This is a genomic window from Halomonas sp. C10-5 (assembly GCF_057169305.1).
In genome coordinates this window covers 841,638-866,109 of record NZ_CP175665.1, presented here as the reverse complement: position 1 = coordinate 866,109, position 24,472 = coordinate 841,638, and the positions used below count along the sequence as shown (strand labels likewise).

The 24,472-nt window shown below is 67.3% G+C and carries 23 protein-coding genes; 7 read left to right on the top strand and 16 right to left on the bottom strand.

All coding sequences use genetic code 11. The features are described from left to right. Window positions 1-103 precede the first annotated feature (103 nt). The 3 genes from ACJ7IV_RS04050 to ACJ7IV_RS04040 all read left to right on the top strand — a co-directional run bounded on the left by ACJ7IV_RS04050 (window position 104) and on the right by ACJ7IV_RS04040 (window position 4,393). On the top strand, window positions 104-1,501 hold the full coding sequence (locus tag ACJ7IV_RS04050) for a coniferyl aldehyde dehydrogenase (RefSeq protein ID WP_483865887.1): 1,398 nt from the start codon (window positions 104-106) through the stop codon (window positions 1,499-1,501). A 24-nt stretch (window positions 1,502-1,525) separates the two neighbouring features. Further along, the gene (gene edd, locus ACJ7IV_RS04045) at window positions 1,526-3,403 is read left to right on the top strand and encodes a phosphogluconate dehydratase (protein WP_483865886.1); all 1,878 of its coding nucleotides are present in this window, start codon (window positions 1,526-1,528) and stop codon (window positions 3,401-3,403) included. A gap of 78 nt (window positions 3,404-3,481) precedes the next feature. Continuing rightward, on the top strand, window positions 3,482-4,393 hold the full coding sequence (locus ACJ7IV_RS04040; RefSeq protein WP_483865885.1) for a D-hexose-6-phosphate mutarotase: 912 nt from the start codon (window positions 3,482-3,484) through the stop codon (window positions 4,391-4,393). Between the two features lie 76 nt (window positions 4,394-4,469). Here the strand turns inward: ACJ7IV_RS04040 and ACJ7IV_RS04035 are convergent, their stop codons facing one another. The 3 genes from ACJ7IV_RS04035 to zwf form a co-directional block, all read right to left on the bottom strand. After that, entirely contained in the window at window positions 4,470-5,144 is a 675-nt protein-coding gene (locus tag ACJ7IV_RS04035; RefSeq protein ID WP_483865884.1) for a bifunctional 4-hydroxy-2-oxoglutarate aldolase/2-dehydro-3-deoxy-phosphogluconate aldolase, read from the bottom strand. Window positions 5,145-5,162: 18 nt separating this feature from the next. Beyond that, window positions 5,163-5,831 (bottom strand): 6-phosphogluconolactonase, encoded by a 669-nt coding sequence (gene pgl / locus ACJ7IV_RS04030; protein WP_483865883.1) that lies wholly within the window; start codon window positions 5,829-5,831, stop codon window positions 5,163-5,165. A gap of 107 nt (window positions 5,832-5,938) precedes the next feature. After that, window positions 5,939-7,432 (bottom strand): glucose-6-phosphate dehydrogenase, encoded by a 1,494-nt coding sequence (gene zwf / locus ACJ7IV_RS04025; protein WP_483865882.1) that lies wholly within the window; start codon window positions 7,430-7,432, stop codon window positions 5,939-5,941. 204 nt (window positions 7,433-7,636) lie between these two features. Here zwf and ACJ7IV_RS04020 point away from each other — a divergent pair, with 204 nt between their 5' ends. Further along, window positions 7,637-8,497: a MurR/RpiR family transcriptional regulator gene (locus ACJ7IV_RS04020; RefSeq protein ID WP_483865881.1), complete on the top strand. Its 861-nt coding sequence runs from the start codon at window positions 7,637-7,639 to the stop codon at window positions 8,495-8,497. Window positions 8,498-8,500: 3 nt separating this feature from the next. Here the strand turns inward: ACJ7IV_RS04020 and ACJ7IV_RS04015 are convergent, their stop codons facing one another. The 7 genes from ACJ7IV_RS04015 to ACJ7IV_RS03985 all read right to left on the bottom strand — a co-directional run bounded on the left by ACJ7IV_RS04015 (window position 8,501) and on the right by ACJ7IV_RS03985 (window position 15,955). Next, window positions 8,501-8,875, bottom strand: coding sequence for a RidA family protein (locus tag ACJ7IV_RS04015; RefSeq protein ID WP_483865880.1), 375 nt, complete (start codon window positions 8,873-8,875; stop codon window positions 8,501-8,503). A gap of 156 nt (window positions 8,876-9,031) precedes the next feature. Next, window positions 9,032-9,886 (bottom strand): universal stress protein, encoded by an 855-nt coding sequence (locus ACJ7IV_RS04010; RefSeq protein ID WP_483865879.1) that lies wholly within the window; start codon window positions 9,884-9,886, stop codon window positions 9,032-9,034. A 63-nt stretch (window positions 9,887-9,949) separates the two neighbouring features. Then, on the bottom strand, window positions 9,950-11,440 hold the full coding sequence (locus tag ACJ7IV_RS04005) for a SulP family inorganic anion transporter (RefSeq protein ID WP_483865878.1): 1,491 nt from the start codon (window positions 11,438-11,440) through the stop codon (window positions 9,950-9,952). 320 nt (window positions 11,441-11,760) lie between these two features. After that, entirely contained in the window at window positions 11,761-12,639 is an 879-nt protein-coding gene (locus ACJ7IV_RS04000; RefSeq protein ID WP_483866542.1) for a DMT family transporter, read from the bottom strand. Window positions 12,640-12,747: 108 nt separating this feature from the next. Then, on the bottom strand, window positions 12,748-13,551 hold the full coding sequence (locus ACJ7IV_RS03995; protein ID WP_483865877.1) for a slipin family protein: 804 nt from the start codon (window positions 13,549-13,551) through the stop codon (window positions 12,748-12,750). A gap of 54 nt (window positions 13,552-13,605) precedes the next feature. Next, the gene (locus tag ACJ7IV_RS03990; protein WP_483866541.1) at window positions 13,606-15,054 is read right to left on the bottom strand and encodes an NfeD family protein; all 1,449 of its coding nucleotides are present in this window, start codon (window positions 15,052-15,054) and stop codon (window positions 13,606-13,608) included. A 238-nt stretch (window positions 15,055-15,292) separates the two neighbouring features. After that, window positions 15,293-15,955, bottom strand: coding sequence for a hypothetical protein (locus ACJ7IV_RS03985; protein WP_483865876.1), 663 nt, complete (start codon window positions 15,953-15,955; stop codon window positions 15,293-15,295). 225 nt (window positions 15,956-16,180) lie between these two features. Between ACJ7IV_RS03985 and ACJ7IV_RS03980 the strand changes: the two genes are divergently transcribed. After that, window positions 16,181-16,795: a sigma-70 family RNA polymerase sigma factor gene (locus ACJ7IV_RS03980; RefSeq protein WP_483865875.1), complete on the top strand. Its 615-nt coding sequence runs from the start codon at window positions 16,181-16,183 to the stop codon at window positions 16,793-16,795. Beyond that, window positions 16,792-16,989 carry a zf-HC2 domain-containing protein gene (locus tag ACJ7IV_RS03975; RefSeq protein WP_483865874.1) on the top strand — a complete coding sequence of 66 codons (198 nt, stop codon included), beginning with the start codon at window positions 16,792-16,794 and terminating at the stop codon, window positions 16,987-16,989. Before ACJ7IV_RS03980 ends, ACJ7IV_RS03975 begins: the two co-directional genes overlap by 4 nt. A gap of 30 nt (window positions 16,990-17,019) precedes the next feature. Here the strand turns inward: ACJ7IV_RS03975 and ACJ7IV_RS03970 are convergent, their stop codons facing one another. The 4 genes from ACJ7IV_RS03970 to ACJ7IV_RS03955 all read right to left on the bottom strand — a co-directional run bounded on the left by ACJ7IV_RS03970 (window position 17,020) and on the right by ACJ7IV_RS03955 (window position 20,933). Then, window positions 17,020-17,511 (bottom strand): DUF302 domain-containing protein, encoded by a 492-nt coding sequence (locus ACJ7IV_RS03970; protein WP_483865873.1) that lies wholly within the window; start codon window positions 17,509-17,511, stop codon window positions 17,020-17,022. Continuing rightward, window positions 17,508-18,086 carry a DinB family protein gene (locus ACJ7IV_RS03965; RefSeq protein ID WP_483865872.1) on the bottom strand — a complete coding sequence of 193 codons (579 nt, stop codon included), beginning with the start codon at window positions 18,084-18,086 and terminating at the stop codon, window positions 17,508-17,510. Before ACJ7IV_RS03965 ends, ACJ7IV_RS03970 begins: the two co-directional genes overlap by 4 nt. Before the next feature lie 66 nt (window positions 18,087-18,152). After that, window positions 18,153-18,485 carry a hypothetical protein gene (locus ACJ7IV_RS03960; RefSeq protein WP_483865871.1) on the bottom strand — a complete coding sequence of 111 codons (333 nt, stop codon included), beginning with the start codon at window positions 18,483-18,485 and terminating at the stop codon, window positions 18,153-18,155. A gap of 99 nt (window positions 18,486-18,584) precedes the next feature. After that, complete coding sequence (locus tag ACJ7IV_RS03955) at window positions 18,585-20,933, bottom strand: ATP-grasp domain-containing protein (protein ID WP_483865870.1); 2,349 nt, start codon at window positions 20,931-20,933, stop codon at window positions 18,585-18,587. 286 nt (window positions 20,934-21,219) lie between these two features. Between ACJ7IV_RS03955 and ACJ7IV_RS03950 the strand changes: the two genes are divergently transcribed. Beyond that, window positions 21,220-22,176: a sulfurtransferase gene (locus ACJ7IV_RS03950; protein WP_483865869.1), complete on the top strand. Its 957-nt coding sequence runs from the start codon at window positions 21,220-21,222 to the stop codon at window positions 22,174-22,176. 84 nt (window positions 22,177-22,260) lie between these two features. On the opposite strand, the gene ACJ7IV_RS03945 is transcribed toward ACJ7IV_RS03950, so the two are convergent. Further along, a complete protein-coding gene (locus ACJ7IV_RS03945; RefSeq protein ID WP_483865868.1) occupies window positions 22,261-22,944 on the bottom strand; it encodes a haloacid dehalogenase type II in 684 nt (227 codons plus the stop codon). Between the two features lie 124 nt (window positions 22,945-23,068). Beyond that, the gene (locus ACJ7IV_RS03940; protein WP_483865867.1) at window positions 23,069-24,400 is read right to left on the bottom strand and encodes an RNA-guided endonuclease TnpB family protein; all 1,332 of its coding nucleotides are present in this window, start codon (window positions 24,398-24,400) and stop codon (window positions 23,069-23,071) included. Window positions 24,401-24,472 lie beyond the last annotated feature (72 nt).

Below are 24,472 nucleotides of genomic sequence, written 5' to 3'. Positions count from 1 at the left end.
TCCATTCACGGGGCGTCCTGGCACCTTTCCCTGGCGGCGAGATGGCGCCACCATTGTGCCCAGACCCCGACCGACCTTCCATCACCGTGAACAGGATCCCAGCATGAGTCATGCCCGTGATCTACAGGCCCAGCTCGATGCCCAGCGCCGCGCCTTCACTGCGGAGCCCTATCCGAGCCTTGCCACCCGTCGCGATCGACTGACACGGCTGGCCACCCTGACCCGCCGCCACCGCGACGAGATCGCCGCGGCCATCAGCACCGACTTCGGCCAGCGTGCCGAGGTGGAGACCCGCCTGGCCGAGGTGGCCACCATACTCCAGGGCGCAGGCTTCGCCCGCCGCCGGCTGCGCCGCTGGATGCGACCCAACCGTCAGCCGGTCGGCTGGCGACTGCAGCCGGCCCGTGCCCGGGTGCACACCCAGCCGCTGGGGGTGGTGGGCATCATCTCCCCCTCCAACTATCCCTGGAGCCTCGCCTGGCTGCCCGCCATCGATGCCCTGGCCGCCGGTAACCGGGTGATGATCAAGCCCAGCGAGCACACTCCGGCCACCTCGGCACTGATGGCGCGCCTGGCGGCTCGCTACTTCGCCCCGGAGGAGCTCTGCGTGATGGAGGGTGATGCCGAGGTGGCCCGCGCCTTCGCCGCCCTGCCCTTCGACCACCTGCTGTTTACCGGCAGCGCCGCCATCGGTCGCGAGGTAGCGCGCGCCGCGGCGGCCAACCTCACGCCGATCACCCTCGAACTGGGCGGCAAGACCCCGGTCCTGATAGCCGGCGATGCCGATCTGGAGAAGGCCGCCGAACGCATCGCCTTCGGCAAGTGGCTCAACGCCGGGCGCACCTGCATCGCGCCCGACCACGTGCTGGTGGTGGCCCCGCGGCTGGAGGAGTTCCTCAAGGCGATGCAGCGCCAGGTGTCACGCTTCTACCCCGAGGGCACCGCCAGCCGCGACTACAGTTCGGTGCCAGGCGCCGAACATCGCGCGCGACTCGAGAGCATGCTCCACGAGGCCCGGGACCATGGCTGCCGGGCGATCGAGCTCGGCGAGAGGCTCGAGCTGGCCGATGGCGGCGTCAAGCTGCCTCCAACCCTGGTGGTCGACCCCGCCGATAACCTGGCCATCATGCGTGAGGAGGTCTTCGGCCCATGGCTGCCGGTGATCGGGGTGCCCGATATGGAGAGCGCCATTGCCCGTGTCCAGCGCGCCCCCCGCCCACTGGCGCTCTATGCCTTTACCGACGACAGTGACCTGCGCCGCCGGCTGCTCGAGGAGACCCACTCCGGCGGCGTGGTGTTCAATGACACCCTGTGGCACAACGCCGTACCGGCACTGCCCTTCGGCGGCGTAGGCGAGAGCGGTATCGGCAGCTACCAGGGCGAGGCGGGCTTCCGGCGATTCAGCCATGCCCGCGCCGTCTTCCTTCAGTCGCCACGCAGCCCGGTAGGCTGGCTCAATCCCCCCTATCGGCGCTGGCTGCTCAGACTGCTGGGCCTCTAGCGCACCAACCCAATGGAGCTCGACATGCTGCCCTCGCTCAATCCCACCGTCGCCGATGTCACCCGTCGCATCCGCGAGCGCTCCGCCGAGCGCCGCACCCTCTACGAGGCCCGCATGGCCGACCAGCACCGCCACGGCGTGCACCGGGGCGAGCTCTCCTGCGGCAACCTGGCCCACGGCTTCGCCGCCTGCGGCGAGACGGACAAGAATTCGCTCAAGCTGATGAATTCGGCCAACCTCGGCATCATCTCGGCCTACAACGACATGCTCTCGGCCCACCAGCCGCTTGCGACCTTCCCGGAGACCATCAAGGCTGCCGCCCGCGCCATGGGCTCCACCGCCCAGTTCGCCGGGGGCGTGCCGGCGATGTGCGATGGCGTCACCCAGGGCCAACCAGGCATGGAGCTGTCGCTGTTCTCCCGCGATGTCATCGCCATGGCCGCCGCCGTGGGCCTCTCCCACAACATGTTCGACGCCGCGCTCTACCTCGGCGTGTGCGACAAGATCGTGCCGGGGCTGTTTATCGCCGCGGCGCGCTTCGGCCACCTGCCGGCGATGTTCGTGCCGGCGGGCCCCATGCCCAGCGGGCTGCCCAACAAGGAGAAGGCGCGTATCCGCCAGCTGTTCGCCGAGGGCAAGGCGAGCCGCGAGGAGCTGCTCGAAGCGGAGTCGCAGTCCTACCACAGCCCGGGGACCTGCACCTTCTACGGCACCGCCAACTCCAACCAGCTGATGATGGAGATGATGGGCCTGCACCTGCCGGGCACCTCCTTCGTCAACCCGGGCACCGAGATGCGCGAGGCGCTGACCCGCTTCGCCACCGAACAGGCGGTCCGCAACAGCGAGCCCGGCGGCGACTACCGCCCCTTCTACAAGCAGATCGACGAGCGCGCCATCGTCAACGCCATCGTCGGCCTGCTCGCCTCCGGCGGCTCCACCAACCACACCCTGCACCTGGTGGCCATGGCCGCCGCCGCGGGCATCACCATCACCTGGGAGGACTTCACCGACCTCTCCGCGGTCACGCCGAGCCTGATGCAGGTCTATCCCAACGGACAGGCCGATATTAACCACTTCCAGGCTGCCGGCGGCATGAGCTTCCTGTTCCGCGAGCTGCTCGCCGCGGGGCTGATCCACAGCGACATCCCCACGGTATTTGGCACCGATCTCACTGCTTACACCCGAGAGCCCTTCCTGGAGGAGGGCAAGCTCACCTGGCGCGAGGGCCCCGAGAAGAGCCTCGACGAGAAGGTGCTGCGTGGCGCGGCCGCGCCCTTCGCCCCCACCGGCGGGCTCACCGTGGTGGACGGCAACCTGGGTCGCGGGGTGATCAAGGTCTCGGCGGTGGCCGAGGAGCACCGCGTGGTGGAGGCCCCGGTCAGGATCTTCGAGGACCAGAACGCGCTCAAGGCGGCCTTCGAAGCCGGCGAGCTGGACCGCGACGTGATCGCCGTTGTGCGCTTCCAGGGCCCCAAGGCCAACGGCATGCCGGAGCTGCACAAGCTGACCCCCTACCTGGGCGTACTCCAGGACCGCGGCCACAAGGTGGCGCTGGTCACCGACGGGCGCATGTCCGGTGCCTCCGGCAAGGTGCCGGCCGCCATCCATATCAGCCCCGAGGCACTGGACGGAGGCCCGCTAGCAAAGCTCAAGGATGGCGACATCGTGCGCCTGGATGCCAACGCCGGCACCCTCGACGCGAAGGTGGACGCCCACACCTGGGCCGAGCGCGAGTGCCATGTCGCCGAACTGGCTCCCCGCCACGTGGGCCTGGGCCGCGAGCTGTTCGGCGGCTTCCGCCATCTGGCCAGCGCCGCCGACCTGGGCGCCTCGGTATTCGGCGGCTTCGAGGCCGACGACCTGGCCCGCCAGGCCGGGCAGATCCATGCAGAAGATGCCTGAGATAAGCCGCGCCATCGTGCTAGGCTGCGCGATTGCTTTTCCGCCACGACGATGTCGGCATCACAACCCGGAGGCCCCATGATCCCCGCTTCGCTCAGAACCCTGCTCGACGAGACCACCGGCCAGCGCCGCGCCGAATGGGCCGGCCGTGAGGTCTGGCTGGCCAACGAGGCCTGGGGTGAGCTCGCCCTTTCGCTGCAGGGAGGTCAACTCCTTCACTATCTCCCGTCGCCCGACGCCGCGACCGCTGAGGGCTCTCGCCCAGCAGGCGATGACAGCGACGGCTGGCTGTGGGTGACGCCCACGCCCCAGGAGCAACCCGGCACGATCCGCGGCGGCATCCCGCTCTGCTGGCCGTGGTTTGCCGATGACCGCTATGCCGACGAGTCGGAGGATCACAACGGCCCCTTCCACGGCACCGCACGCAACGCACAGTGGCGTCTGGACGCCGTGGATGAGCATGAGGAAGGCGTGGAGCTGCATCTCTCCCCCGAGCAGCGTCTGCATCAACAGCTCGCCCCCCGGCTGGTGGTTCAGGCCAATGCCAACCGCCTGCACGTGGAGTTGATCACCGAACACACCGGCGAGACCCCGGTGAAGATGAGCGGTGCCCTGCACACCTACCTGGCGGTGGCCGATACCTTCGCCTGTCGTCTGGAAGGGCTCCCCGGCGCCCGCTACCTGGACAAGCTGGCCGGCTTCGCCGAGAGCGAACAGCAGGGCGAACTCGGCGTGCGAGGCGGCATCGACCGAATCTACCACAGCAATGCCGAGCTGGTGCTGGACGACGGCGAGCGCCGCCTGCGGATCGCGCGCCAGGGCAGCGACTCCGCGGTGGTCTGGCACCCGGGCGAGACCCTGCCCGAGGACACCCCCGGCGAGGCCGCCCGCCGCTTCCTCTGCGTGGAAGCCGCCAATACCCGCCTCGACCCGGTGTGGCTGGTCCCCGGCGCCCAGCACCTGCTGGGCACGACGCTTTCTCGCGGCTGAGACCCCTTGGCCGGTAACCGGGGTCTCATCGATTCAGGGCCCGGTCCGATGACACGGGCCTCGCGACTCGCCACCGCTAGTGGTGGAAACGCTCCGCCACCCCGTGGGCCAGCTGGCGGATGCCGTTCCAGTCCTCCGCCTCGACCAGCGACGCCGGTGTCAGCCAGGAGCCGGCCACGCACATCACATTCTTGAGAGCCAGGTAATCCTCGGCATTCTCCAGGTTGATGCCCCCGGTGGGACAGAAGCGCGCCTCGGGCAGCGGCCCGGCGAAGGCCTTGAGCGCCTTGACGCCGCCGCTGGCCTCGGCGGGAAAGAACTTGAAGCGGCGGTAGCCGTACTGCCAACCGGCCATCAGCTCGGAGACGGTGGACACGCCGGGCAGCATGGGTACCGGACTGCTTACGCCGTAGCGATAGAGCGCCTCGGTGGTGCCGGGGGTAACCACGAAGTCGGCGCCGGCCTGCTCGGCCTGGCGATACTGGGCCGGCGTCAGCACGGTGCCCACGCCGATGCTGGCCTGGGGCAGCGCCTCCTTGATGCGGCGGATCGCCTCCAGCGCACAGTCGGTACGCAGGGTGACCTCCAGCACGGTCAGGCCGCCGTCATGGAGGGCACGGGCCAGGGGCACGGCGTCCTCGACGCGCTGGATAGCCAGCACCGGGATCACCTCGGCCTTGAGGCAGATGCTGTCCAGTTCGGTGGTGCGGGTCGAGGGGAGCTGCTTGTCGATGCTGTTCTGAAAGGTCATGGATGTCTCTCCGTGAGATCAGGGGGCCCAATAGGTGGCCAGCGGGCAGGCGAGGAAGGCCCGGATCGGCAGCTCGCGAACGTCGTCGCCGGCCAGCGCCCGGGCCAGCACGGCGCGCTTGTCGCCGCCGGTGATGTGCAGGAAGTGCCGCCGCGCCTGGTGCAGGCGGTCGGCGGAGAGGGTGATGCGTGGCTGGGGCTGGCTCGGCGTGCGCACCGCCACCGCCGCGGCCTCGGTGGTCAGCGCCAGGGCGAGCTCGCGGCTGTCGGGGAACAGCGAGGCGGTGTGGCCGTCGCCGCCCATGCCGAGGATCACGGCGCTGGCCGGCCAGGCCAGCGCCTCAAGGCGCTCGGCCACGGGGGCCGCTCCCTGCTCGGGGGTGGCATCGGCGGTGGTCAGCGGCACGAAGGTGGCGGCGGCGGCATGGCCCTGGAGCAGGTGCTCGCGCACCAGGCGGGCGTTGCTGTCGGCGGCGTCCTCCGCCACCCAGCGCTCGTCGGCGAGGGTCACCTGGACGCGCTCCCAGGGCAGGTCGCAACCCGCCAGGGCCTCGAGGAAAGGCAGCGGGGTGGAGCCCCCCGAGAGCACCAGCAGGGCCTTGTCTTGACTCGCCAGGTCGGCGCGCAGCGCCTCGGCCACCGCCTCCGCCAACTGGACCGCCAGGCGCTTGCGGGAATCGTCGCTCATCTCAGCTCCCTCATGCTCAATAATCCTCGTACCAGCTGCGTCCATACTGGGTGATCATGGCGGTCTTGAGAGAGGCGCCACGGGCCCCGGGGGCCGGTCGCCATACTCTAGTAATCTTCATACCAGCTGCGTCCGTCCTGGGTGATCATGGCAATGGACGCGACGGGCCCCCAGGAGCCGGCGGGATAGCGGCGCGGCGGCTCGTCGCGATCCTTCCAGGCGGCAATCAGGTTATCGCACCACTGCCAGGCGTGTTCCACCTCGTCGCGGCGCACGAAGAGGTACTGCTGGCCCTTCATCACCTCGAGCAGCAGGCGCTCGTAGGCGTCGGGGATGCGGGTCTTGGGGAAGGCGCTGTTGAATTCGAGGTGCAGCGGGCCGCGGCGCAGTCGCATGCCCTTGTCCAGGCCGCTGTCCTTGGTCAGCACCTCCAGGGCGATGCCCTCCTCCGGCTGCAGGCGGATCACCAGCTTGTTGGCGGCCAGACCGCGCTGATCCGGATCGAAGATGTAGTGAGGCTGCTGGCGGAAGTGAATGACGATCTGCGAGAGCTTCTCGGGCATGCGCTTGCCGGTGCGCAGGTAGAAGGGCACCCCGGCCCAGCGCCAGTTGGCCACGCCGGTCTTCATGGCCACGAAGGACTCGGTGTGACTCTCGGTATTGGCCCCCTCCTCCTCCAGATAGCCCGGCACCGACCTGCCTTCGATGGTGCCGGCGGTGTACTGGCCGCGCACCACGTCGCGCCCCAGCATGTCGTCGGTGAAGGGCTTGAGCGCCTTGAGCACCTTGACCTTCTCGTCGCGGATGGCGTCGGCGTCGAGGTTGGCGGGCGGGTCCATGGCGATCAGACAGACCAGCTGCAGCAGGTGGTTCTGCACCATGTCGCGCAACTGGCCGGCATCGTCGAAGTAGCCCCAGCGCCCCTCGATGCCGACCTGTTCGGCCACGGTGATCTCCACGTGGGAGATGTGATTCTGGTTCCACTGGGTGCCGAACAGCGGGTTGGCGAAGCGCAGCGCGATCAGGTTCTGCACCGTCTCCTTGCCCAGGTAGTGGTCGATGCGATAGATCCGCGACTCGGGGAAGACGGCGCCGATGGCGTCGTTGATCTCCGCCGACGACGCCAGGTCGTAGCCGATCGGCTTCTCCACCACCACCCGACTCTCGTCGTCCAGGCAGCCCCCGGCCTCGAGGTGGCGACAGATGTCACCGTAGAGCTTCGCCGCCACCGACAAGTAGACCACCATGGGGCGGCCGGCGTCCCGGCGCCACTCGCGGATGGCGGCGTAGCCCTCGGGCTGGGTGAAGTCGAGCCGGAGGAAGTCGAGTCGGGCGAGGAATCGTGCCAGCGCTTCCCGCTCCAGCTCCTCGGTCTTGACGTAGGTCCTGAGCGCCTTATCGATGCGCGCCCGGAAGGCGTCGGCATCGAGCGCCTGGCGCGCCAGGCCAAGCAGGCGGGTGGCGGGGTCGAGGAGCCCTTCGCGCTCCAGATGGAAGAGCGCCGGAAACAGCTTGCGCTGGGCCAGATCACCGAGCGCCCCGAACAGCGCCAGGTCGATCTGGGTACCGGCTGTCTGACCGATGCGGTTGCTTTGGCTCATCTTCGCCCCATATTGTTAACTTAGCAAAAAAATGGCGCCTACGACCTGATACCGCAAGCTATATCGGTAAACCAACCAAAATCACAGCCTATAGGCAGCACTACGTTGGTCTCGGCAGCTGGCTCGAGCTAGGATAGCCTTCACAATGTAGTTAAATCACCACATCAACCCTCAACACCCCACTCCTGGAGATCACGCCTCATCATGGCCCGTCACGACCTGCTCGACCGCATCCGCCAGCGCCTGGACGATCTCAATCGCTCGGAGCGCAAGGTCGCCGACGTCATACTGGCCAACCCGGCCGCTGCCACCGGCATGAGCATCGCCACCCTGGCACAGGCCGCCTCGGTGAGCGAACCCACCGTCAACCGCTTCTGCCGCAGCTTCGAGGCCAAGGGCTATCCTGACTTCAAGATCAAGCTGGCCCAGAGCCTGGCTGGCGGCACGCCCTATGTCAGCCAGGCGGTGGAACCCGACGACAATGCCACTGAATATACCCAGAAGATCTTCGGTGCCACCATCGCCGCGCTAGACGAGGCGCGCCGAGAGACCGACCCCAAGCGCATCGAGCGGGTGGTGGACTACCTGATCCAGGCCAAGCAGATCCACTTCTTCGGACTGGGCGCCTCCGGCGCCGTGGCTCAGGATGCCCAGCACAAGTTCTTCCGCTTCAACCTACCGGTGACCGCCTACGTCGACGTGCTGATGCAGCGCATGGTGGCCTCCACCTGCCACACCGGCGACGTGGTGGTGATCATCTCCTGGACCGGACGCACCCGGGAACTGGTCGATATCGCCCGGCTGGCCCGCGAGACCGGTGCCGTGGTGCTGGGCATCACCGCGCCGGACTCGCCGCTGGCCCGGGAGTGCAGCGAGACCCTGGAGGTTGCCACCCACGAGGACACCGACCACTTCATGCCGATGACCTCGCGGATGATCCAGCTGGCGCTGGTGGACGTGCTGGCCACCGGGGTGACCCTGCGCCGCGGCGAGGACTTCCTCGGCCATCTCAAGAAGATCAAGGACAGCCTCAAGGAGACGCGCTACCCCAGCGGCTCACGCTAGCCTTCAGAAGCTGTATTCACTGCTGCGCGTGGCGGCGGTGACGGTGATCTCGACCTTGAGCTCGTCGGCAGGCATGGGGGCACAGACACAGGTGCGCGCCGGGGCATGGCCGGTGGGCACCCAGGCGTCCCACACCGCATTCATGGCGGCGAAGTCGTGGCCATCCTTGAGGTAGATGGTGGCAGTGAGCAGGTTCTCGCGGTCGCTGCCGATCTCCTTGAGCAGGGCATCGAGGCGCGACAGCATGCTCTCGGTCTGAGCAGTAATATCGCCGTGGCGCGCTTCGGGGCCGGCCACCTGGCCGCACAGGTAGGCGATGCCGTTGTGGATCACGGCGCGGCTCATGCGCGCCTTGGTGTCGTAGCGGTTGATGGTCATGTGCGCTCTCCTGATGAGGATGGAAGACGCCAGCGATTATCTCCGCTTCGCCGCGATGCGTCGATATACGTCGCGCCGCCCCGGGAATGCGAGTAACGACGACGCCCCGGGCCATAGCGGCAACGGGGCGTCGTGGCGAAAGTGGCCGTACCTGAATCAACGCAGCAGCAGCACCGGTCCCTTGGCCTTGCGCAGCATGGCGGTGGTGGTGCTGCCCACCAGCAGGTGGCGAATGCGCGAGTGACCGTAGGCCCCCATCACCAGCAGGTCGATCTGCTGCTCCTCCTGGTAGGCGCGCAGGGTGGCCTCGACCTCGCCGGCGCGGATGGTGCCCTCGGCCTCATGACCGGCGTCGCGCAGGGTCTTGAGTGCCCAGTCGAGCTGGGAGCGATTGTCGCCGGTCTCGGCACCGACGATCACCACATGCACCGGCACACCCTCGAACAGCGGACTCTTCGCCAGCATCTCCACACCCTTGCGGGTGGTCTTGCTACCGTCGAAGGCCAACATCACCTTCTCGGGCGCCTTGAAGGCGTGGGGCACCATCAGGATCGGGCGATGCAGGCTACGCACCACCCGCTCCAGGTTGGAGCCCAGGTGGCCACTGTCCTGGTGGGCGGTCTCGCCGCGCTTGCCTACCACCAGCAGGCGGATTTCCTCCTGCAGCTCCTCGAGGGTCTCGACCAGGGTGCCGTTGCGCTGGCGGCCGGCGGCTTCGCTCGCCCCTTTCTCGACCGCCCGCTCCCGGGCAGCCTTGAGCATCAACCGGCCCTGCTCCTGGGCCACCTTGGCACGCCTCTCCTCCAGCTGGGAGAGTTCCTCGAGCAGGTGCTCCCGGGAGCCCAGGCCGATGTTGCCCGAGAGGTCGGTCTCGGCGGTCTGGGGGTGGTTGTCGTTCACGTGCAGGAAGGTCAGCGGAGCACCCAGCGCCAGGCTGGCCCAGGCGGCGTAGTCGCACACTCCTTCCGAGAACTTCGAGCCGTCGATGGCGGCCATTACCTGTTCGGTCATTGTCTTGTCCTGATACTGGCGTATTGGGTCATGGTGTCACGTTCTCCCTCATCGAGACGGGCGTCAATGGCCGCCCATCAGCTTCTCGACGGCCTCGGGATCGTCATGCACCGCATAGCGGTCGACGATGGTGGCGCTCGCCTCGTTGAGACCGATCAGCTCCACCTCGGTGCCTTCGCGACGGAACTTGATCACGATTCGATCCAGTGCCTGGACGGCGGTGATGTCCCAGAAATGGGCGCGTGACAGGTCGATGGTGACCTTCTCCACCGTCTCCTTGAAATCGAAGGCGTTACCAAAGCGCTCGGAGGAGGCGAAGAACACCTGGCCCACCACCGTGTAGACCCGCGTGCTGCCCTCGGCGTCTTCCTCGCTGCAGATATAGAGGATATTGCCCACCTTGTTGGCGAAGTTCATGGCCGCGAGCAGCACGCCGACGAAGACGCCGATGGCCAGGTTATGGGTGCCCACGGTCACGGCCACGGTGGCCAACATGACGACGTTGGTGCTCATCGGGTGCTTCTTGAGGTCGCGGATCGACTCCCAGCTGAAGGTGCCGATGGAGACCATGATCATCACCGCTACCAGCGCCGCCATGGGGATCTGCGAGACCCAGTCGGAGAGGAACACGACCATCAGCAGCAGCGCCACGCCGGCAACGAGGGTGGAAAACCGGGTCCGGCCTCCCGACTTGATGTTGATCACCGACTGACCAATCATCGCGCAGCCCGCCATGCCACCAAGCAACCCGGTACCCATGTTGGCAAGGCCCTGCCCCTTGCACTCGCGGTTCTTGTCGCTCTGTGTGTCAGTCAGGTCATCAACGATGGTGGCGGTCATCATCGACTCCAGCAGACCCACCACGGCCAGCATTACCGAGTAGGGCAGGATGATCATCAGCGTCTCGAGGTTGAGCGGCACCTCGGGCCACAGGAACACCGGCAGGCTGTCCGGCAGTTCGCCCATGTCACCGACGCTTCTGATTTCCATGCCTGTCAGCAGATAGACGGCAGTGAGTACCAGGATGCAGACCAGCGGCGAAGGCAGCGACTTGCCGACCACAGGGAGGTAGGGGAAGCCATAGATGATCGCCAGGCCGGCCAGGGTCATGGCGTAGACATGCCAGGTCACCCCGGTCAATTCCGGCAGCTGGGCCATGAAGATCAGGATCGCCAGGGCGTTGACGAAGCCGGTGACCACCGACCGCGACACGAAGCGCATCAGGTCGGCCAGTTTCAGGTACCCCGCAACGATCTGCAGCACCCCGGTAAGCAGGGTAGCCGCCAGCAGGTACTCCAGGCCGTGCTCCTTGACCAGGGTAACCATCAGCAGCGCCATGGCGCCGGTGGCCGCCGAGATCATGCCCGGTCGACCACCGGCGAATGCGATGATCACTGCCATGGAGAAGGAGGCGTAGAGGCCCACCTTGGGATCGACACCGGCGATGATGGAGAAGGCGATGGCCTCGGGTATCAGCGCTAGGGCGACGACGATACCCGCCAGGGTGTCGCCCTTGAGGTTGGAGAACCAACTCAGTTTCATCTTTTCGTACATGCTGCGGTCCAGTCAGGGGAATGGATGGGCCGTGAGGCGTCGAAGTCCTGTCGTCCACATGCCCTCGCCGGCACCTGTCAGGAGGGTGCTGTCGCCTCAGAAGGACGGCGGCGAGGGCGTGAATCACGAACAGTGAGGCGCACAGGGGCGCACGTGACATCATGATGATGTCGAACGATGACGCACCGAAGACGGCGGCATCGCCGGGAGATAGGAGGGGTGCGCTAGGGCGGAGTGGCCAGCCCTGCCAGGGGAGTCATCATGTGCTCGGAGTTCATCAGACGAAGATCCAGGGGTTGGCGCGAAAGGAGCGCGGCATTCTAGCAGAGCTCGTGCTGCACTGCATCCGGCGCCCGCCGACGCCGCTCGATCCGCCTGTCGACGAGCCCCTTGGCCAGTAGGCTGCCCAGCACCAGGGCACCGCCCAGGAATGCCGCGGGGGCTGGCCGCTCGCCGAGCAGCCACCACACCCAGAGGGTGCCCACCACGACCTCCAGCAGCATCAGCAGCCCCACCTCCGCGGCAGGCAGGTAGAGGGGGCCACGCTGGATCAGGGTGAACCCCAGCGGCAGCAGCACTAGGCAGAGCACCACCAGCCACAGCAGTGAAGGGCCGGAAGGCAACTCGACACCGGGACCAAGCAGGCCATAGAACCCCGCGGCGACCGCCACGATCAGCCCGGCCAGGGTGAGCATGGGGCTCATGTCGACCCCCGGCCGGGTGCGCGCCAGGGTGAAGTTGGCGGCCAGCGCCGTGGCCGCCAGCAGGGCGAAGCCATTGCCGAGCCAGGAGCCCGATCCGGCATCATCCAGGGCGATCAGCGCGATACCCAGCAGACAGCCGAAGATGGCCAGCCAGGTGCGCCGCGGCAGTCTCTCGTGCAGGAAGACCCGGGAGAGGAGCGCAGCGATCAGCGGGGCACCTGCCAGGATCATCAGCACGTTGCCGCCGCGGGTGTACTGGTTGCCGAGCACGAAGCCGAAGGTGGAGAAACTGAAGAGCACGGCCACGCCGATGCCGGTCCAGCCGCAGCGCCGGTAGGCCAACGGCGCCGCTCGCCCATGTCGGGCAACCACGATGGCAATGAAACCGAGTGCGGTGAGCAGGCCGCGCCAGATCAGGATCTCGGCATCGGGCAGGCCGATCACCTTGATCAGCAGGGCGTCGGGGGAAATGATCAGGGCGCCGCCGCCGGTCATCAGCAGGCCCTGCTGGCGGAGAGAAAGGGGAGCAGGGCTCAAGGCAACCTCGATTATCACGATGGGCCCCTCAGCATGCCACGGCCAGCCGGCCGTGGCATCAGCGGGTTACGAGGCGCTGCCGTCCTCAGGCGCTTGGCCTCCCGTGCGTGCCTGGGCGGCCGGAGAGGCCTTGAGGTGGCGGAAGGCCTCCATGATATCCATGGGCAGCGGGAAGACGATGGTGGAAGCGTTCTTGTTGCTCATGTCGCTCATGGTCTGCAGGTAGCGTAGCTGCAGCGCCGCCGAGTTCTCGGCCATGACGTTGGCGGCCTCGACCAGCTTGCGGGAGGCCTGCAGCTCGCCCTCGGCGTGGATCACCTTGGCGCGCCGTTCACGCTCGGCCTCGGCCTGGCGGGCGATGGCGCGGATCATGCTCTCGTCGAGATCGACGTGCTTGATCTCGACATTAGCCACCTTGATGCCCCAGCTCTCGGCGGAGCTGTCGATGATCTCCTGGATATCGTCGTTGAGCTTATCGCGCTCGGAGAGCATCTCGTCGAGATCATGCTTGCCAAGCACCGAGCGCAGCGTGGTCTGGGCCAGCTGGCTGGTCGCCTGGGTGAAGTTCTCGACCTGGATGATCGCCTTCTCGGGATCCACCACCCGGAAGTAGAGCACCGCGTTGACCTTCACGGTGACGTTGTCACGGGAGATCACGTCCTGCTCGGGCACGTCCATGGTGACCACCCGCAGGTCCACCACTTCCATCTTCTGGATGCCGGGTATGATGATGATCAGGCCCGGCCCCTTCACCGACTGGAAGCGCCCCAGGAAGAAGACCACGCCGCGCTTGTACTCCGGCAGGATACGGATCGACGCTGCCAGCAGCATCACCACCAGCACGACGGGAACGAGATAGGAAATCAGCATGGTTGCCACTCCTTGAACGATCGGGCGACGGCGGATGCCATCTCCCGGCTTGCTTTACCCGGATGACTCAAGCGGCGCCACCTCCAGGGTCAGGCCATCCACCGCGGTGACCCGCACCGTCTGACCATACGCGATGGCCACCCGGCTGCGTGCATTCCAGCGCTCGCCCATCAGGCGCACATGACCGCTGTCGGTGAAGTCCTCCAGGGCCTCGGCCTCATGGCCGATCAGTTCTTCCTGGCCGGTGAGCACGGGGCGACGGCGCAGGCCCACGAAGCGCAGCATGATCCACAGCATCAGCGCCGAGGAGATAAGGGCCACGCCACCGATCAACGGCAGCGAGAGCCGCAGGTTTTCTGCATCCATCAGGATCACCGACCCAATCACGAAGGCGACTATGCCGCCGAATCCGAGGATGCCGAAGCTGGGCATCAGCGCCTCGCCCACGATCAACGCCAACCCCACCAGGATCAGCGCCAGACCCGCATAGTTGACCGACAGCACCTGGAAGGCGAACAGCGCCAGCAGCAGGCAGATGATGCCGATGGTACCCGGTACCAGGCTGCCCGGGTTGGAGAGTTCGAAGATCAGCCCGTAGAAGCCGATGATCATCAGGAAGTAGGCGACGTTGGGGTCGGTGATCACCGAGAGCAGCTGAGTGCGCCAGTCCGGATCGAAACGCTCGATGGCCAGGTCCACGCTGGCCAGGGTGCGCTCACCGTCATCCATCACCACCGTGCGCCCGTCGATCTGGGCCAGCAGGTCGTCGAGGTCCCGGGCCACCACGTCAATGACGTTCTCCTCGAGAGCCTCCTCGGCGGTAAGGTTGACCGCCTCACGCACCGCCGCCTCGGCCCAGTCGGCATTGCGGCCGTGGCGCTCGGCCAGGCTGCGGATATAGGCCACGGCATCCTCGAGCACCTTGCGCTCCATGGCGGTCTCGCCGCGGCGGGGCTCGTCGCTCGCCTCGCCTTCGGGGGCCTGCGACGGGTCCTCGGCCGCCTCCCCCTCCTCGCCTGTGCCTTCCTCCTCGCCCTCGCCGCCGAGGCCCGGCAGGCCACCGCCGCCCAGTTGCACCGGCGTTGCCGAGCCCAGATGAGTGGCCGGGGCCATGGCAGCGACGTGGCTGGCGTAGAGCAGGTAGGTGCCGGCGCTGGCCGCCCGGGCACCGGCCGGGGTGACATGGATCGCCACCGGCACCTGGGAAGCGAGCATGTCGCGGATCATGTCGCGCATGGCAGCGTCGAGCCCGCCCGGGGTATCCATCTCCACCACCACCAGTTCCGCGTCCGCTTCGGCGGCACGGGCCAGGCCGCGGCGGAAGTAGTCGGCGGTAGCGGGACCGATGGCACCCTCGAGACGCATCACCAGTGCACTGCGTCCCTCGCCCTGCTGGGCCTGCACCGCGGCCTGGCCAACCAGCAGCAAGGCGCCCAACGCCAGGCAGGCGAGACTGAACAGCAACAGGCGGCGCCCGGTGAGGGCGCGATGGCGTGGCGTCATGGTGGTCATCCCTGCGACTCCCCTCGGCGAGTGGAGGTCTCCTGATGTGTGAGTCTCGGCGTGCCCGCCGGGTTCAGTGCGCGGCACGCCGACGGATGTCTTCAGCGTAGGCGGCGAGCGAGCGGGCTGGCAAACCCGCAACGCCGGGCGCGACAGGCTGTCGCGCCCGGCGACGCCCCCATGAGCGGCGAATCGCCGGAGCGGCGAATCGCCGGAGCGGGGCTTGAGGTCGAGAGGGTCAGAGGTCGTGGGGCTTGCCGACGAAGCGGCGCTGCACCTCGACCATGTAGGCGGCCAGCGAGGTCAGCTCCTCGCTGCCCCAGGCCAGCGGCTCGGCCTCCATGGGGGCCACCATGCAGATCTGCACCATCTCGTCGGCATGGACCTCGGGCATGCCGAACTGCGCCTCGGCCATGGCCACCCGATGGGGGAAGGGCTGCTCGAAGGTGGCCTGGTAGCCGATATCGTTGCCGTCGCTGCCGTGGCAGCTGGCGCAGGCCAGGCCATTGCCGCTCAGCGAGGTGTCGTTGTAGAGCGCCTGGCCACGGGTCAGCAGTTCGGCGGGGTTGGCACTGCTCTCGCTGTAGGCCGGCGCATAACCCTCGGGACGACGCACGGCCGCGGCGCTGGCGGCCTCGCCCTCGGCTTCACCTTCCGCTTCACCTTCACCCTCCGCCTCCCCTTCGGCTTCTCCCTCGGCTTCCGCTTCTGCCTGGACCTCGGCGCTTCCCTCGGCATGGGCACTGGACAGGAACCAGGCTCCCTCACGGGCCTCGGGGGTCGCCTCGTCATTCACCAGCGACACGCCACCCGCGGCCAGGGCGAGGATCGGGACGGTACCGGCCAGGCCGCGGCCCAGCCGGCTCAGCAGGCGACGGCGTTTGTCGTTGTCGTATGTCATCTCCTTTCTCCTTCATGACTACCCAAGGGACCAGCAACCTGTTCGAATCGGGGCGAGATGCCCTCCTCGTCCGCCATGCTGTGGCGGTAACTCTTGGTAGGAATGCAGGGCGAGTCCTTACACCCCTGGTACCAACACCCGTGTAAGGTGGTAGCGACCTTCGCCGACCCAGTGACCATGACGGGGCTCTCTTTCAACGCGCTTTCCCCATACCCCGGAGTGACTATGCAGGACGGCCAGCTTCCCGAAGCCACAGCATTTACGGACATCACGGCCGCCCATGCCGAACGGCTGGCGGCGCTGCGCCCTCGCCTGCTCTCCTTCGCCCGGCTTCACCTCAGGGACAACGCCTTGGCCGAGGATGCGGTTCAGGAAGCGCTGATGGCGGCCATCGAGAAGGAGACCAGCTTCGCCGGCCGCTCCGGCTACGAGACCTGGGTCTTCGGCATCCTCAAGTACAAGATCCTCGATCTGATGCGCCTGCAGAAGAAGCAGGGGCGCTTCAAGCCCCTCGAGGAGGAGGGCGAGGACGATGCCATCGATCGCCAATTCCAGGCGAACGGCCGCTGGCGCGAGGAGACTCGACCTTCCAGCTGGGGTGATCCGGATCGTGCCTTCGAGACGGAACATTTCTGGCGGGTCTTCGATGCCTGCATGCTCGCCCTGCCGGACGGCGCCGCCAGGGTCTTCTCGCTCCGTGAGCTGATGGGGCTCTCCACCGCCGATATCTGCAAGGAGGTAGGTATCCGGGAAAGCAACTGCTGGGTGATCCTGCACCGCGCCCGCCTTCGTCTTCGCGCCTGTCTGGAGCAGGGCTGGCTTTCGGAGGAAACACCATGATGATGTGCAAGGCAGCGACCCGCCTGATGTCGCTCAAGCAGGATCGCAGGCTGACATTCCGGGAGAAGGTATCGCTACGGCTTCATCTGTCGATGTGTGGCGCCTGCCGGGAGTGCGACAGGCAGTTCACGCTCCTTCATGAAGCGGGCGGGCGGCTTTCCTCGAGACTTGACCAACCGCCGGAGGAGCGCTGAAAGCCGACCATGGATCAATTGTGGTTAACGCTATTGCGCCTCCAGGGCGCTTTGAGCAATGGCCGCGAAGACCTCATCCAGCTCCTCGGCGATCGCCCCCAGTTCCTTTCCATCTTCCCCGATGTAGGGGGCGAGCACATGGCTAGGCGTCTTCCACGAGAGGGTGGCGCTGCCATCGTCCTTCTCGGTGACATAGAAGCGCATTGGCGCCTCGATCATCGCCGGTACGCTGAGACGCAGGATCTCCACCGCGTAGTCGTTGCGAAACACCCCGATGACCCTGTTGCCAGGGATGGTGACGCCGCGGCTGGCAGCAGCCTCGGTGGGGCCGGCCTCGGTGACGACAAACATCCCCTCCGCCTCGACGGCGGCCTTGAGCTCATCGAGCAGCGCCGGGTAGGACATCGAGGTGTCATGGACTTCCCAGCCCTGCTCTGGCCACGCCGTCTGGGCAGCCAACGGGGTCACGAGAAGTGCTGCGGTCATGCCGATAACCGCCGTGATGCAGGATAGTGTCTTCATGCGGTCTGCCTCCTTGGGGTGATTGCTGGGCTAATTACCTCATCGCGCTGCCGACGCCAGTGTCGGAGCGTGGAGGGGTGCACACCGAACGCATCGGGCAGTTCCACCCCGAGTTGTTGCGCCAGTAGCCCCAGCAGGGCCATATGGTGCACGGTATGACTGGTCATAAAGGTCAGTTCACGAGCCAGGCTGGTGGTCAATGACAGGCTGATACCGCCCTCCTCTACCGGGTAGGTCAGCTGCAGCTGCGTCGAGGAGTGCTCGGTCAGGCGCGCAAGCCCGTCGCGGATCTCGGACAGCCGCTCGAGGGCACGCGCCGGTTCCCTCTCGAGGTCGGGGTCCCGGTCACGCGTTTCGTAGTCGATGCGGCCCGAACCGCCGCCCTCCAGCAGGGCCTGGTAGTGATCGAGGATATGGCGCAGGTGGCGTCCCAGGGTCTGCTTCCCCTCGGCGTCGAAGGCGTGTCGGTACTGCGCCGGGGAGAGCACCGCCAGGAACGCCTCCAGCTGCTGCAGGCTCTGGCGATTCTCCTCGACCAGGGTATCGAGACAGGATGGCGCTTGGGTCTTGGTCATGGGCGTTCCCTCCGCTGAGCGAGACGCCGCACCGGCCCCGGGGACCGGCACGACGCGTGGATGGCATCAGTAGGCGCCTTCGCCTTCAGCCTCACCTTCTGCCTCCGCTGCACCCTCGGCCTCCGCTTCGGCTTCGGCTTCGCCCGGAGCCTCTTCCTCGTCATGGGTGCCGGCCTCGGCACCCCCTTCCGCACCAGCTACCGCTCCGCCCTCGGCATGGGCTTCGGCTAACATCAGCGGGGCCTCCTGGCCGCTGGTGTAGGTGGGCTCGGTGGGCTCATCGGCCACCGCCTGCATCGCCGCACCGCTGGCCACCAGCGCCAGAGCGGGTGCCGCATGTCCCAATCGACGGCCGAGCCGCTCGATCAGGGTCCGGCGTTTCTCGTCTGTTTCCGTCATGACATGACCTCCGTCAGGGTATCGCGGGCAGGGTCACTCCCTGCCCTCGGACGAGAAGGCGGCACGCCTCCTCGACAGGGGAGCCGAGGCTCCCGCTGTTCAGGCATCGACCGAGGCATCGGTCGTTTCTTCAAGGGGGGCGCCGCCGCGGGCGACCAGCCAGGCGGCCAGGTGCTCCGGTGGCGCCTGGGTATCGATGCGATGGCGCACCACGCCCTCCAGCCAGGCGTCGAGACGCGCCATCGTCTCGGCCGACGGCGCCGTCCCATCAGGGGCATATGCCAGCGGCAGCAGCGCCGCGAGGGCGTCGAGCCGGGCGAGTGGCCGAGGCGCGTCGGCGTCCTCGCCATCCCCCTGCATCACCACCAGCGGCACGTCGCTGGCTGCGAGTGGGGACGGCGTCCCGACCCGACGACCCGCCAGGGGCAGACCCAGCGGCTCCAGGCGCACCTGCGCTCCCTCGAACACCAGCCGCACGCCGCGGCTGACCTCTCCAGGCAAGGCGCCGAGTGCCTCGCCTCCCGTGGCCTTGTCGTACGCCAAAAGCACCGCCTGGCCGGAACTCGTCTGCCACCAGGCGAGGTCAAGCACCGGCTGTCCGGGGCTCGCGGCGAGTCGCAGCAGACGCGTGCCCAGCGCCGGTACCAGTTCGGCCAGGGTGAGCCGGCTGGCCACCAGACGCCCGCCCTCTGCCAGGGCGTAACCGGTCGGCGAGGCGAGTACTGACAGGTGCACCGATGTCGCAGCGGCCGCCGACTCCGACGACGCGGGAGAGAGCCGCTCGCCGAAGGCATGGCACAGACGTCGCTCTACCGCCGCATCGGGCAGCATCAGGGCCCAGTCACGCGCGTCGAAGCGTAGCCGCCATCGGGAAGGGCACGCCTCGGCGTCACGCTCGACCTCGCTATCGTCTTCCCCCTGGATCGGGTGCTGGCCCTGACAGAGCAGTCCCTCGCGACACCACTCCCCCAGGGTCGACCACACCGTATCGCGCAGATCCTCCAGCGACGCCGGCGGCTCGCTCGCCTCGGCGAGGGCCGCGGCGATGGCGTCGGGATCCAGCCCCTCGGTGGCCAGCAGCCAGATCAGTGCGGCGGCGGCGTTGGGGCGATAGAGGCGCCCGCTCGCCTCGGCATAGAGGGCCAGATGATCTTCCTCATGGAACTCCGCCACTCGGCGGCGCGCCAGCTGCGGGCGCGGCAGGGAGCGCCCCGCCACCGCCTCGGCCAGGGTGAGGTCGGCCAGGCTCGGCAGCGAGAAAGCGGGCAGGTAACGCTCCGGCTCGTCCGCCGGCAGCAGACGCTGGAAGCCGCCAGCCCGGCTCTCCTCGGCCCGGGCCTCGGCCAGCAGGGTCGCGGCGTCGCGCCCCTCGGCCGGCGGGTGATCACCGGCGACGTCTACCAGCGCGAGCATGTCGCGCACCAGGTCGCCCTTGACCTGCTCCTCGACCCGGCCGCCATCCTCGGGCGCGGCACAGGTGCCCAGCGACGGGCTGAGGTTGCACTCCAGGATCCACGGCTTGAGGTCGGCGTCCACCAGGCAGTCGAGCCCCAGCAGCTCGTAGCCGCCGCGCGGATCGGCGCCTACCTCGGCGCTCCGTGCGCGCAGTCCATCCACGGCGGAGATGGCGGTCAGGGCCACCAGGTCCTCGATGCGGGCGAACAGGCGCTCGTCGTCATGCCCCTGTTCACGCAGCCAGGAGCGGTAGCGCTCGAGATCGATGAACTCTACCGGCACCTCGGCGCGGGTATTGAGCGCGTTGATGTCGGGGTTGGTGAGCTGGCTGTAGGGGTTGTCGGCATCCTCGGGATCCCAGGGCTCCGAGGCGAGCTTGGCGAAGCCCTGCCGATAGAGGTAGACCCGTAGAGGGGTGAGCGAGGCGATCAGCACGTAGAGGCGCAGCACGTACTTGTGGCCGCGGATGGTATGGGGGCGATCCAGATACGCCTGCACCAGGTGGTCCCGCGCCGTCGTCGCCTCGGCCACATCGCGCAGCACCCGCACCCCCTTGCCCTTGGAAGCATTGGTGGGCTTCTCGATCCAGCGCGCCTCGGGAGCCGTCAGGGCCGCAAGCTGCAGCGCCTGATGGTCACTGGGCATGAGCCAGGCGTGGGGGAAGAAATCGAGCCGGGAGACCAGGGAATGCCCTGCCCCGAAGCCGTCGACCAGCCGGGCGCGCAGCGCGGCAAGGCTATCGTGCAGGCGGCTCTTCACCGTCAGGGCGGCGTTGCCCGGGAAGTGGTTGAGCTTGCGTTGAGGTGAGACGCGACGGAACTGAGCCGGTGCCGGCATGCCGGTGACCCAGGCGGCATCCCAGTGTGTCACGTCCCCCTCCTCCCACCCCTGCGCCTCCAGCGCCTCGCGAAAGAAGCGATCCTGTTCGGCGGCGCGTCGGCCGCTCAGCCAGAAACGGCGGGCAGCCATCGCCTGGCTCATCTCTCTGGGCATGTACTTCTCCTCGGGTAGGGCCGGGGCAAGCCGATCAACGTCATCTGCTGTTGAGTAGCCAGTACGCGGCATTCCTTACAGTTATCCCTCTACAGCAATAGCAAGTGAAGGTGCTGCTGTCGCGTCAGCGTGACGAAACGAACAGCACCTACACCACCATATCTTATCTATTAACCATGTTTGATATTCTTTAAATGAATAACAAAGAGAGGAAGCATTCTTGGCGAGGGAGCGCCGCTTCGTTGCAGCATGGGCCCAACCCAATCCCTGACGAGGAGGATCCGACATGAGATCCCGACTGATCATCGCCGCCGGCGCCCTGGCGGTAGCCGGCCAGGCCCACGCCCTGCATCCCTCCCCCCTGGTGGAGGCCGAGTGGTTGAGCAAGCAACTCGAGAGTGACGACCTGGTGGTGCTGGACGTGCGCTCGGCCATCGACGACGGCGGCGACCTTGATAGCTTCGAGGCGGCCCGCATCCCGGGCAGCCGCTACTCCAGCTACACCGACGCCGGCTGGCGCGAGAGCCGCGATGGCGTGGCCGGGCTGATGCCCGAGGTCGAGTCCCTGGAGACGCTGATCGGCGAGCTCGGCATCGACAACGACGACACCGTGGTGGTGGCCGCCGCCGGCACCGGCCCCACCGACTTTGGCAGCGCCGCGAGGGTCTACTGGACCTTCAAGGCGCTGGGACACGACGAGGTAACGATCCTCAACGGCGGTGTCGCCGGCTGGGAGGCACAGGGCTTCGAGGTCGCCTCGGGCGCCCCGGAGGCCATCGCGGCCACCGACTTCGAGGGCAGCCTGCAGGACGCCCTGCTGGCTACCACCGCCGAGGTCGAGGGCGCCCGCGAGAATGACGAGGCACTGGTGGACGCCCGCCCGAGGGACTTCTATCGCGGCGAGACCCAGTCTCCTGCCGCGCGTGCCCCGGGCACCATCCCCGGTGCGGTCAACCTGCCCCACCACGACGCCCTGGTCGAGCGAGACGGCGCCTACTACCTGGACGCCGAGGCCCTGCAGGCCAGCGTCGACGAACTGGGCCTGGATCCGGAGGCGCCCGCGGTGGCCTTCTGCAACACCGGCCACTGGGCCGCCAGCGGCTGGTTCCAGCTCAGCGAGGTGAGTGGCCTGGAGGACGTCAGCATGTACGACGGCTCCATGGCCGAGTGGACCCGGGAAGACGACCGGCCGCTGCACCTGGCGGAGCGCGGCATCGTCAGCGTGGGCGAACTGGTCGACTGAGCCCGTCTTGCCCTGCGCCTCCCAAAGACAACGAGGCCCCGCGAGCCTGAGCTCGCGGGGCCTCGGCGTTTTAGGTGCTTCCGCTTAGCCGAGTCGCTCGGCCAGGGCGTCGAGGTCGGTGACGGTGAGGTCGGGCTCGATGCCCCAGGGATCGAAGGGTGCCTCCGGGCTGCGCCGCACCCAGGCGGCGTGAAGGCCGGCATGGCGTGCGCCGATCACGTCGAAGGCGTTGCTGGAGATCAGCCAGGTATCGCCCGGTTCGCTCTCGAGGCGGTGGCGCAGATGGGCATAGACTGCGGGATCCGGCTTGAAGCGCTTGACCTCGTCGACGCTGACCACATCGGCGAAGTAGCCGCGGATGCCGGCCTGCTCGAGCAGCCCCTCCACCGCCGCCGCGGTGCCGTTGGAGAAGGCCACGCAGGTAACACCGGCCTCACCCAGGCTCGCCAGGGCGCCCTCGGCCTCGGGGAAGGCCGGCAGCTCGGCGTAGATCTGCATCAGATGGTCGCGGTCGGTCTCGGAGAGGCCGACCCGCAGGGCGCGGTCGGTGAACACCAGGGCCTCTTCGGTGCAGCGGACGAAGGGCTCATAGGCCCCCATCAGTCCACGGCGGAAGCTGTACTCCAGCTGCTTGTCGCGCCAGCGCCGCGAGAACTCCGGGGCCAGCTCGGCCTTGTTCAGTGCCCCAAGCCGCTGCTCCAGCTCGGAGACCACCCCGTGGGTATCGATCAGCGTGCCGTAGACATCGAAGGCCAGGACCTTTGCCATGGGAAGCGCTCCTTCACTGTGGGTCGATGTCTCGAGGGTGTGCCAGCCCGGCCGGCGAGGCAAGAGTCCCCTTGAACCCTCCGACGATTCATTCTGCGAATAGAATCGCGGATTCCGATCACTCTCACGCGCTCTGTTGCCAGAGCGTGGAGAGCGTCACCGGGGTTCTCGGTGTGCCGGTCGACTTCTGCGCACCGGCACGGGGTGCCACCTTGCGACGGCACCCCTGGTAGTAAACATGGCCCCGAGCAGCGATGTTGTAGGCGGCATTGAGATCCGCGTGGTAGCGCTTGCCGCTGGAAAAGGTGCAACGGCTGTAGTTCTTGCTGTCGCGCTTCACCGGCCCCGAGCCGTCGAAGGCCTGGCTTGACGTGCCTCGGGCATAGACCGCCACGAAACGCAGGCCAGCTTCGACGGCCTTGCTGTCGAGGCGCGTCACGAGCTGCCGATGAAACCAGCGGTGAAAGCGCGCCTTCATGGGCGTGCGCTTGCGTCCGCCCTTGGGACGCCAGCCCTTCAGGTTCTCGACCACCGCGGCCTGGCAGTCGTGTTCCAGCGCCAGATTCACCAAACGCCGACTGATCTGGTGCGCCTCGTTGTCGGCCAGGCGCGTCAGTCGGTCGTGATCCCGGCCACAGAAACCCCGTGGCAAGCGGGCGCCGTGGCGGGTTTGCTTGCGGGCCTTGAGGCGGATGCGTTGCATGAGTCGATGTTCCCGGTCTTTATCCGAGCGGTGGAGAAAGCCACGCGCATGAACAGTGCCTTGAACATCGACAACCGCCCAGGTTGCCGCTGTGTTGATGCCGACATCCACCGCCAGCACCCGATCCGGTGTGCCCTTGGCGGGCTTGGGTGGGTCGAACTGCTCGGGCAGTGACAGCTTCCACTGCCGCCCGTTAACGGTCAGCAAGGGCGACTTCGCCTGCCCCTTGCCGCGGAAGCGGCATTGGCCCTTGAGCCGGAAGCTCATCCAGAGCCAGTCATTGCGCTGCCGCACCTTGATAAAGGCATGGGTGGCATCGGCATTGACCTTGGCACACTGCCCACCATAGAGGCTGGGGAAGGTGCGTGTACTGGCGGTCAGTCGCGGTGGCTTAGCATGCGGGTGTTTCCGCTCGCCACGCCGCCAGGCGTCGAAGCGCGTGACGAAAGAGCGCACCTGGCCGACCGCATCCATGATCGCCACCCGGCGCAGGTAGGAGGGGAACTTGTAGTAGCGGCGGGAGAAGTAGGCATACCGCACCGATGGGCGCTTTCGGGTAGGGTGGATCAGGCCTTCCAGCACCTTGACCGCTTCATTGCCATCACAGACACCGACTGCCGGCCAATGGGTATAGGCCACCGTCATCAGATCGCGCACCAGCCGACGATATAGCGCCAACGTGTCGGCCAGCGCCGCTTGCTGCTCGGCGCTAGCAACCTGGAGAGTGAGCGTATCGGAGCGAATAATGGCCATGAATTAACTATATACTTATCCAGCCAAACCGGCAAGGCTTCCGCCTTGCACCGCCTCGACTGCCGATTCATT

Excerpts from the sequence above, each read along its gene's own strand:
- ACJ7IV_RS03960 (WP_483865871.1), bottom strand. The coding sequence starts at position 18,485 with ATGACGGAAACAGACGAGAAACGCCGGACCCTGATCGAGCGGCTCGGC.
- ACJ7IV_RS03995 (WP_483865877.1), bottom strand. The coding sequence starts at position 13,551 with ATGCTGATTTCCTATCTCGTTCCCGTCGTGCTGGTGGTGATGCTGCTG.
- ACJ7IV_RS03980 (WP_483865875.1), top strand. The coding sequence starts at position 16,181 with ATGCAGGACGGCCAGCTTCCCGAAGCCACAGCATTTACGGACATCACG.
- pgl (WP_483865883.1), bottom strand. The coding sequence starts at position 5,831 with ATGAGCGACGATTCCCGCAAGCGCCTGGCGGTCCAGTTGGCGGAGGCG.
- ACJ7IV_RS04020 (WP_483865881.1), top strand. The coding sequence starts at position 7,637 with ATGGCCCGTCACGACCTGCTCGACCGCATCCGCCAGCGCCTGGACGAT.
- ACJ7IV_RS04040 (WP_483865885.1), top strand. The coding sequence starts at position 3,482 with ATGATCCCCGCTTCGCTCAGAACCCTGCTCGACGAGACCACCGGCCAG.
- ACJ7IV_RS04035 (WP_483865884.1), bottom strand. The coding sequence starts at position 5,144 with ATGACCTTTCAGAACAGCATCGACAAGCAGCTCCCCTCGACCCGCACC.
- ACJ7IV_RS03950 (WP_483865869.1), top strand. The coding sequence starts at position 21,220 with ATGAGATCCCGACTGATCATCGCCGCCGGCGCCCTGGCGGTAGCCGGC.
- ACJ7IV_RS04050 (WP_483865887.1), top strand. The coding sequence starts at position 104 with ATGAGTCATGCCCGTGATCTACAGGCCCAGCTCGATGCCCAGCGCCGC.
- ACJ7IV_RS03945 (WP_483865868.1), bottom strand. The coding sequence starts at position 22,944 with ATGGCAAAGGTCCTGGCCTTCGATGTCTACGGCACGCTGATCGATACC.
- ACJ7IV_RS04015 (WP_483865880.1), bottom strand. The coding sequence starts at position 8,875 with ATGACCATCAACCGCTACGACACCAAGGCGCGCATGAGCCGCGCCGTG.
- ACJ7IV_RS03985 (WP_483865876.1), bottom strand. The coding sequence starts at position 15,955 with ATGACATACGACAACGACAAACGCCGTCGCCTGCTGAGCCGGCTGGGC.
- ACJ7IV_RS03970 (WP_483865873.1), bottom strand. The coding sequence starts at position 17,511 with ATGAAGACACTATCCTGCATCACGGCGGTTATCGGCATGACCGCAGCA.
- ACJ7IV_RS03955 (WP_483865870.1), bottom strand. The coding sequence starts at position 20,933 with ATGCCCAGAGAGATGAGCCAGGCGATGGCTGCCCGCCGTTTCTGGCTG.
- edd (WP_483865886.1), top strand. The coding sequence starts at position 1,526 with ATGCTGCCCTCGCTCAATCCCACCGTCGCCGATGTCACCCGTCGCATC.
- ACJ7IV_RS03990 (WP_483866541.1), bottom strand. The coding sequence starts at position 15,054 with ATGACGCCACGCCATCGCGCCCTCACCGGGCGCCGCCTGTTGCTGTTC.
- ACJ7IV_RS03975 (WP_483865874.1), top strand. The coding sequence starts at position 16,792 with ATGATGATGTGCAAGGCAGCGACCCGCCTGATGTCGCTCAAGCAGGAT.
- ACJ7IV_RS03940 (WP_483865867.1), bottom strand. The coding sequence starts at position 24,400 with ATGGCCATTATTCGCTCCGATACGCTCACTCTCCAGGTTGCTAGCGCC.
- ACJ7IV_RS04005 (WP_483865878.1), bottom strand. The coding sequence starts at position 11,440 with ATGTACGAAAAGATGAAACTGAGTTGGTTCTCCAACCTCAAGGGCGAC.
- zwf (WP_483865882.1), bottom strand. The coding sequence starts at position 7,432 with ATGAGCCAAAGCAACCGCATCGGTCAGACAGCCGGTACCCAGATCGAC.
- ACJ7IV_RS04000 (WP_483866542.1), bottom strand. The coding sequence starts at position 12,639 with ATGACCGGCGGCGGCGCCCTGATCATTTCCCCCGACGCCCTGCTGATC.
- ACJ7IV_RS04010 (WP_483865879.1), bottom strand. The coding sequence starts at position 9,886 with ATGACCGAACAGGTAATGGCCGCCATCGACGGCTCGAAGTTCTCGGAA.
- ACJ7IV_RS03965 (WP_483865872.1), bottom strand. The coding sequence starts at position 18,086 with ATGACCAAGACCCAAGCGCCATCCTGTCTCGATACCCTGGTCGAGGAG.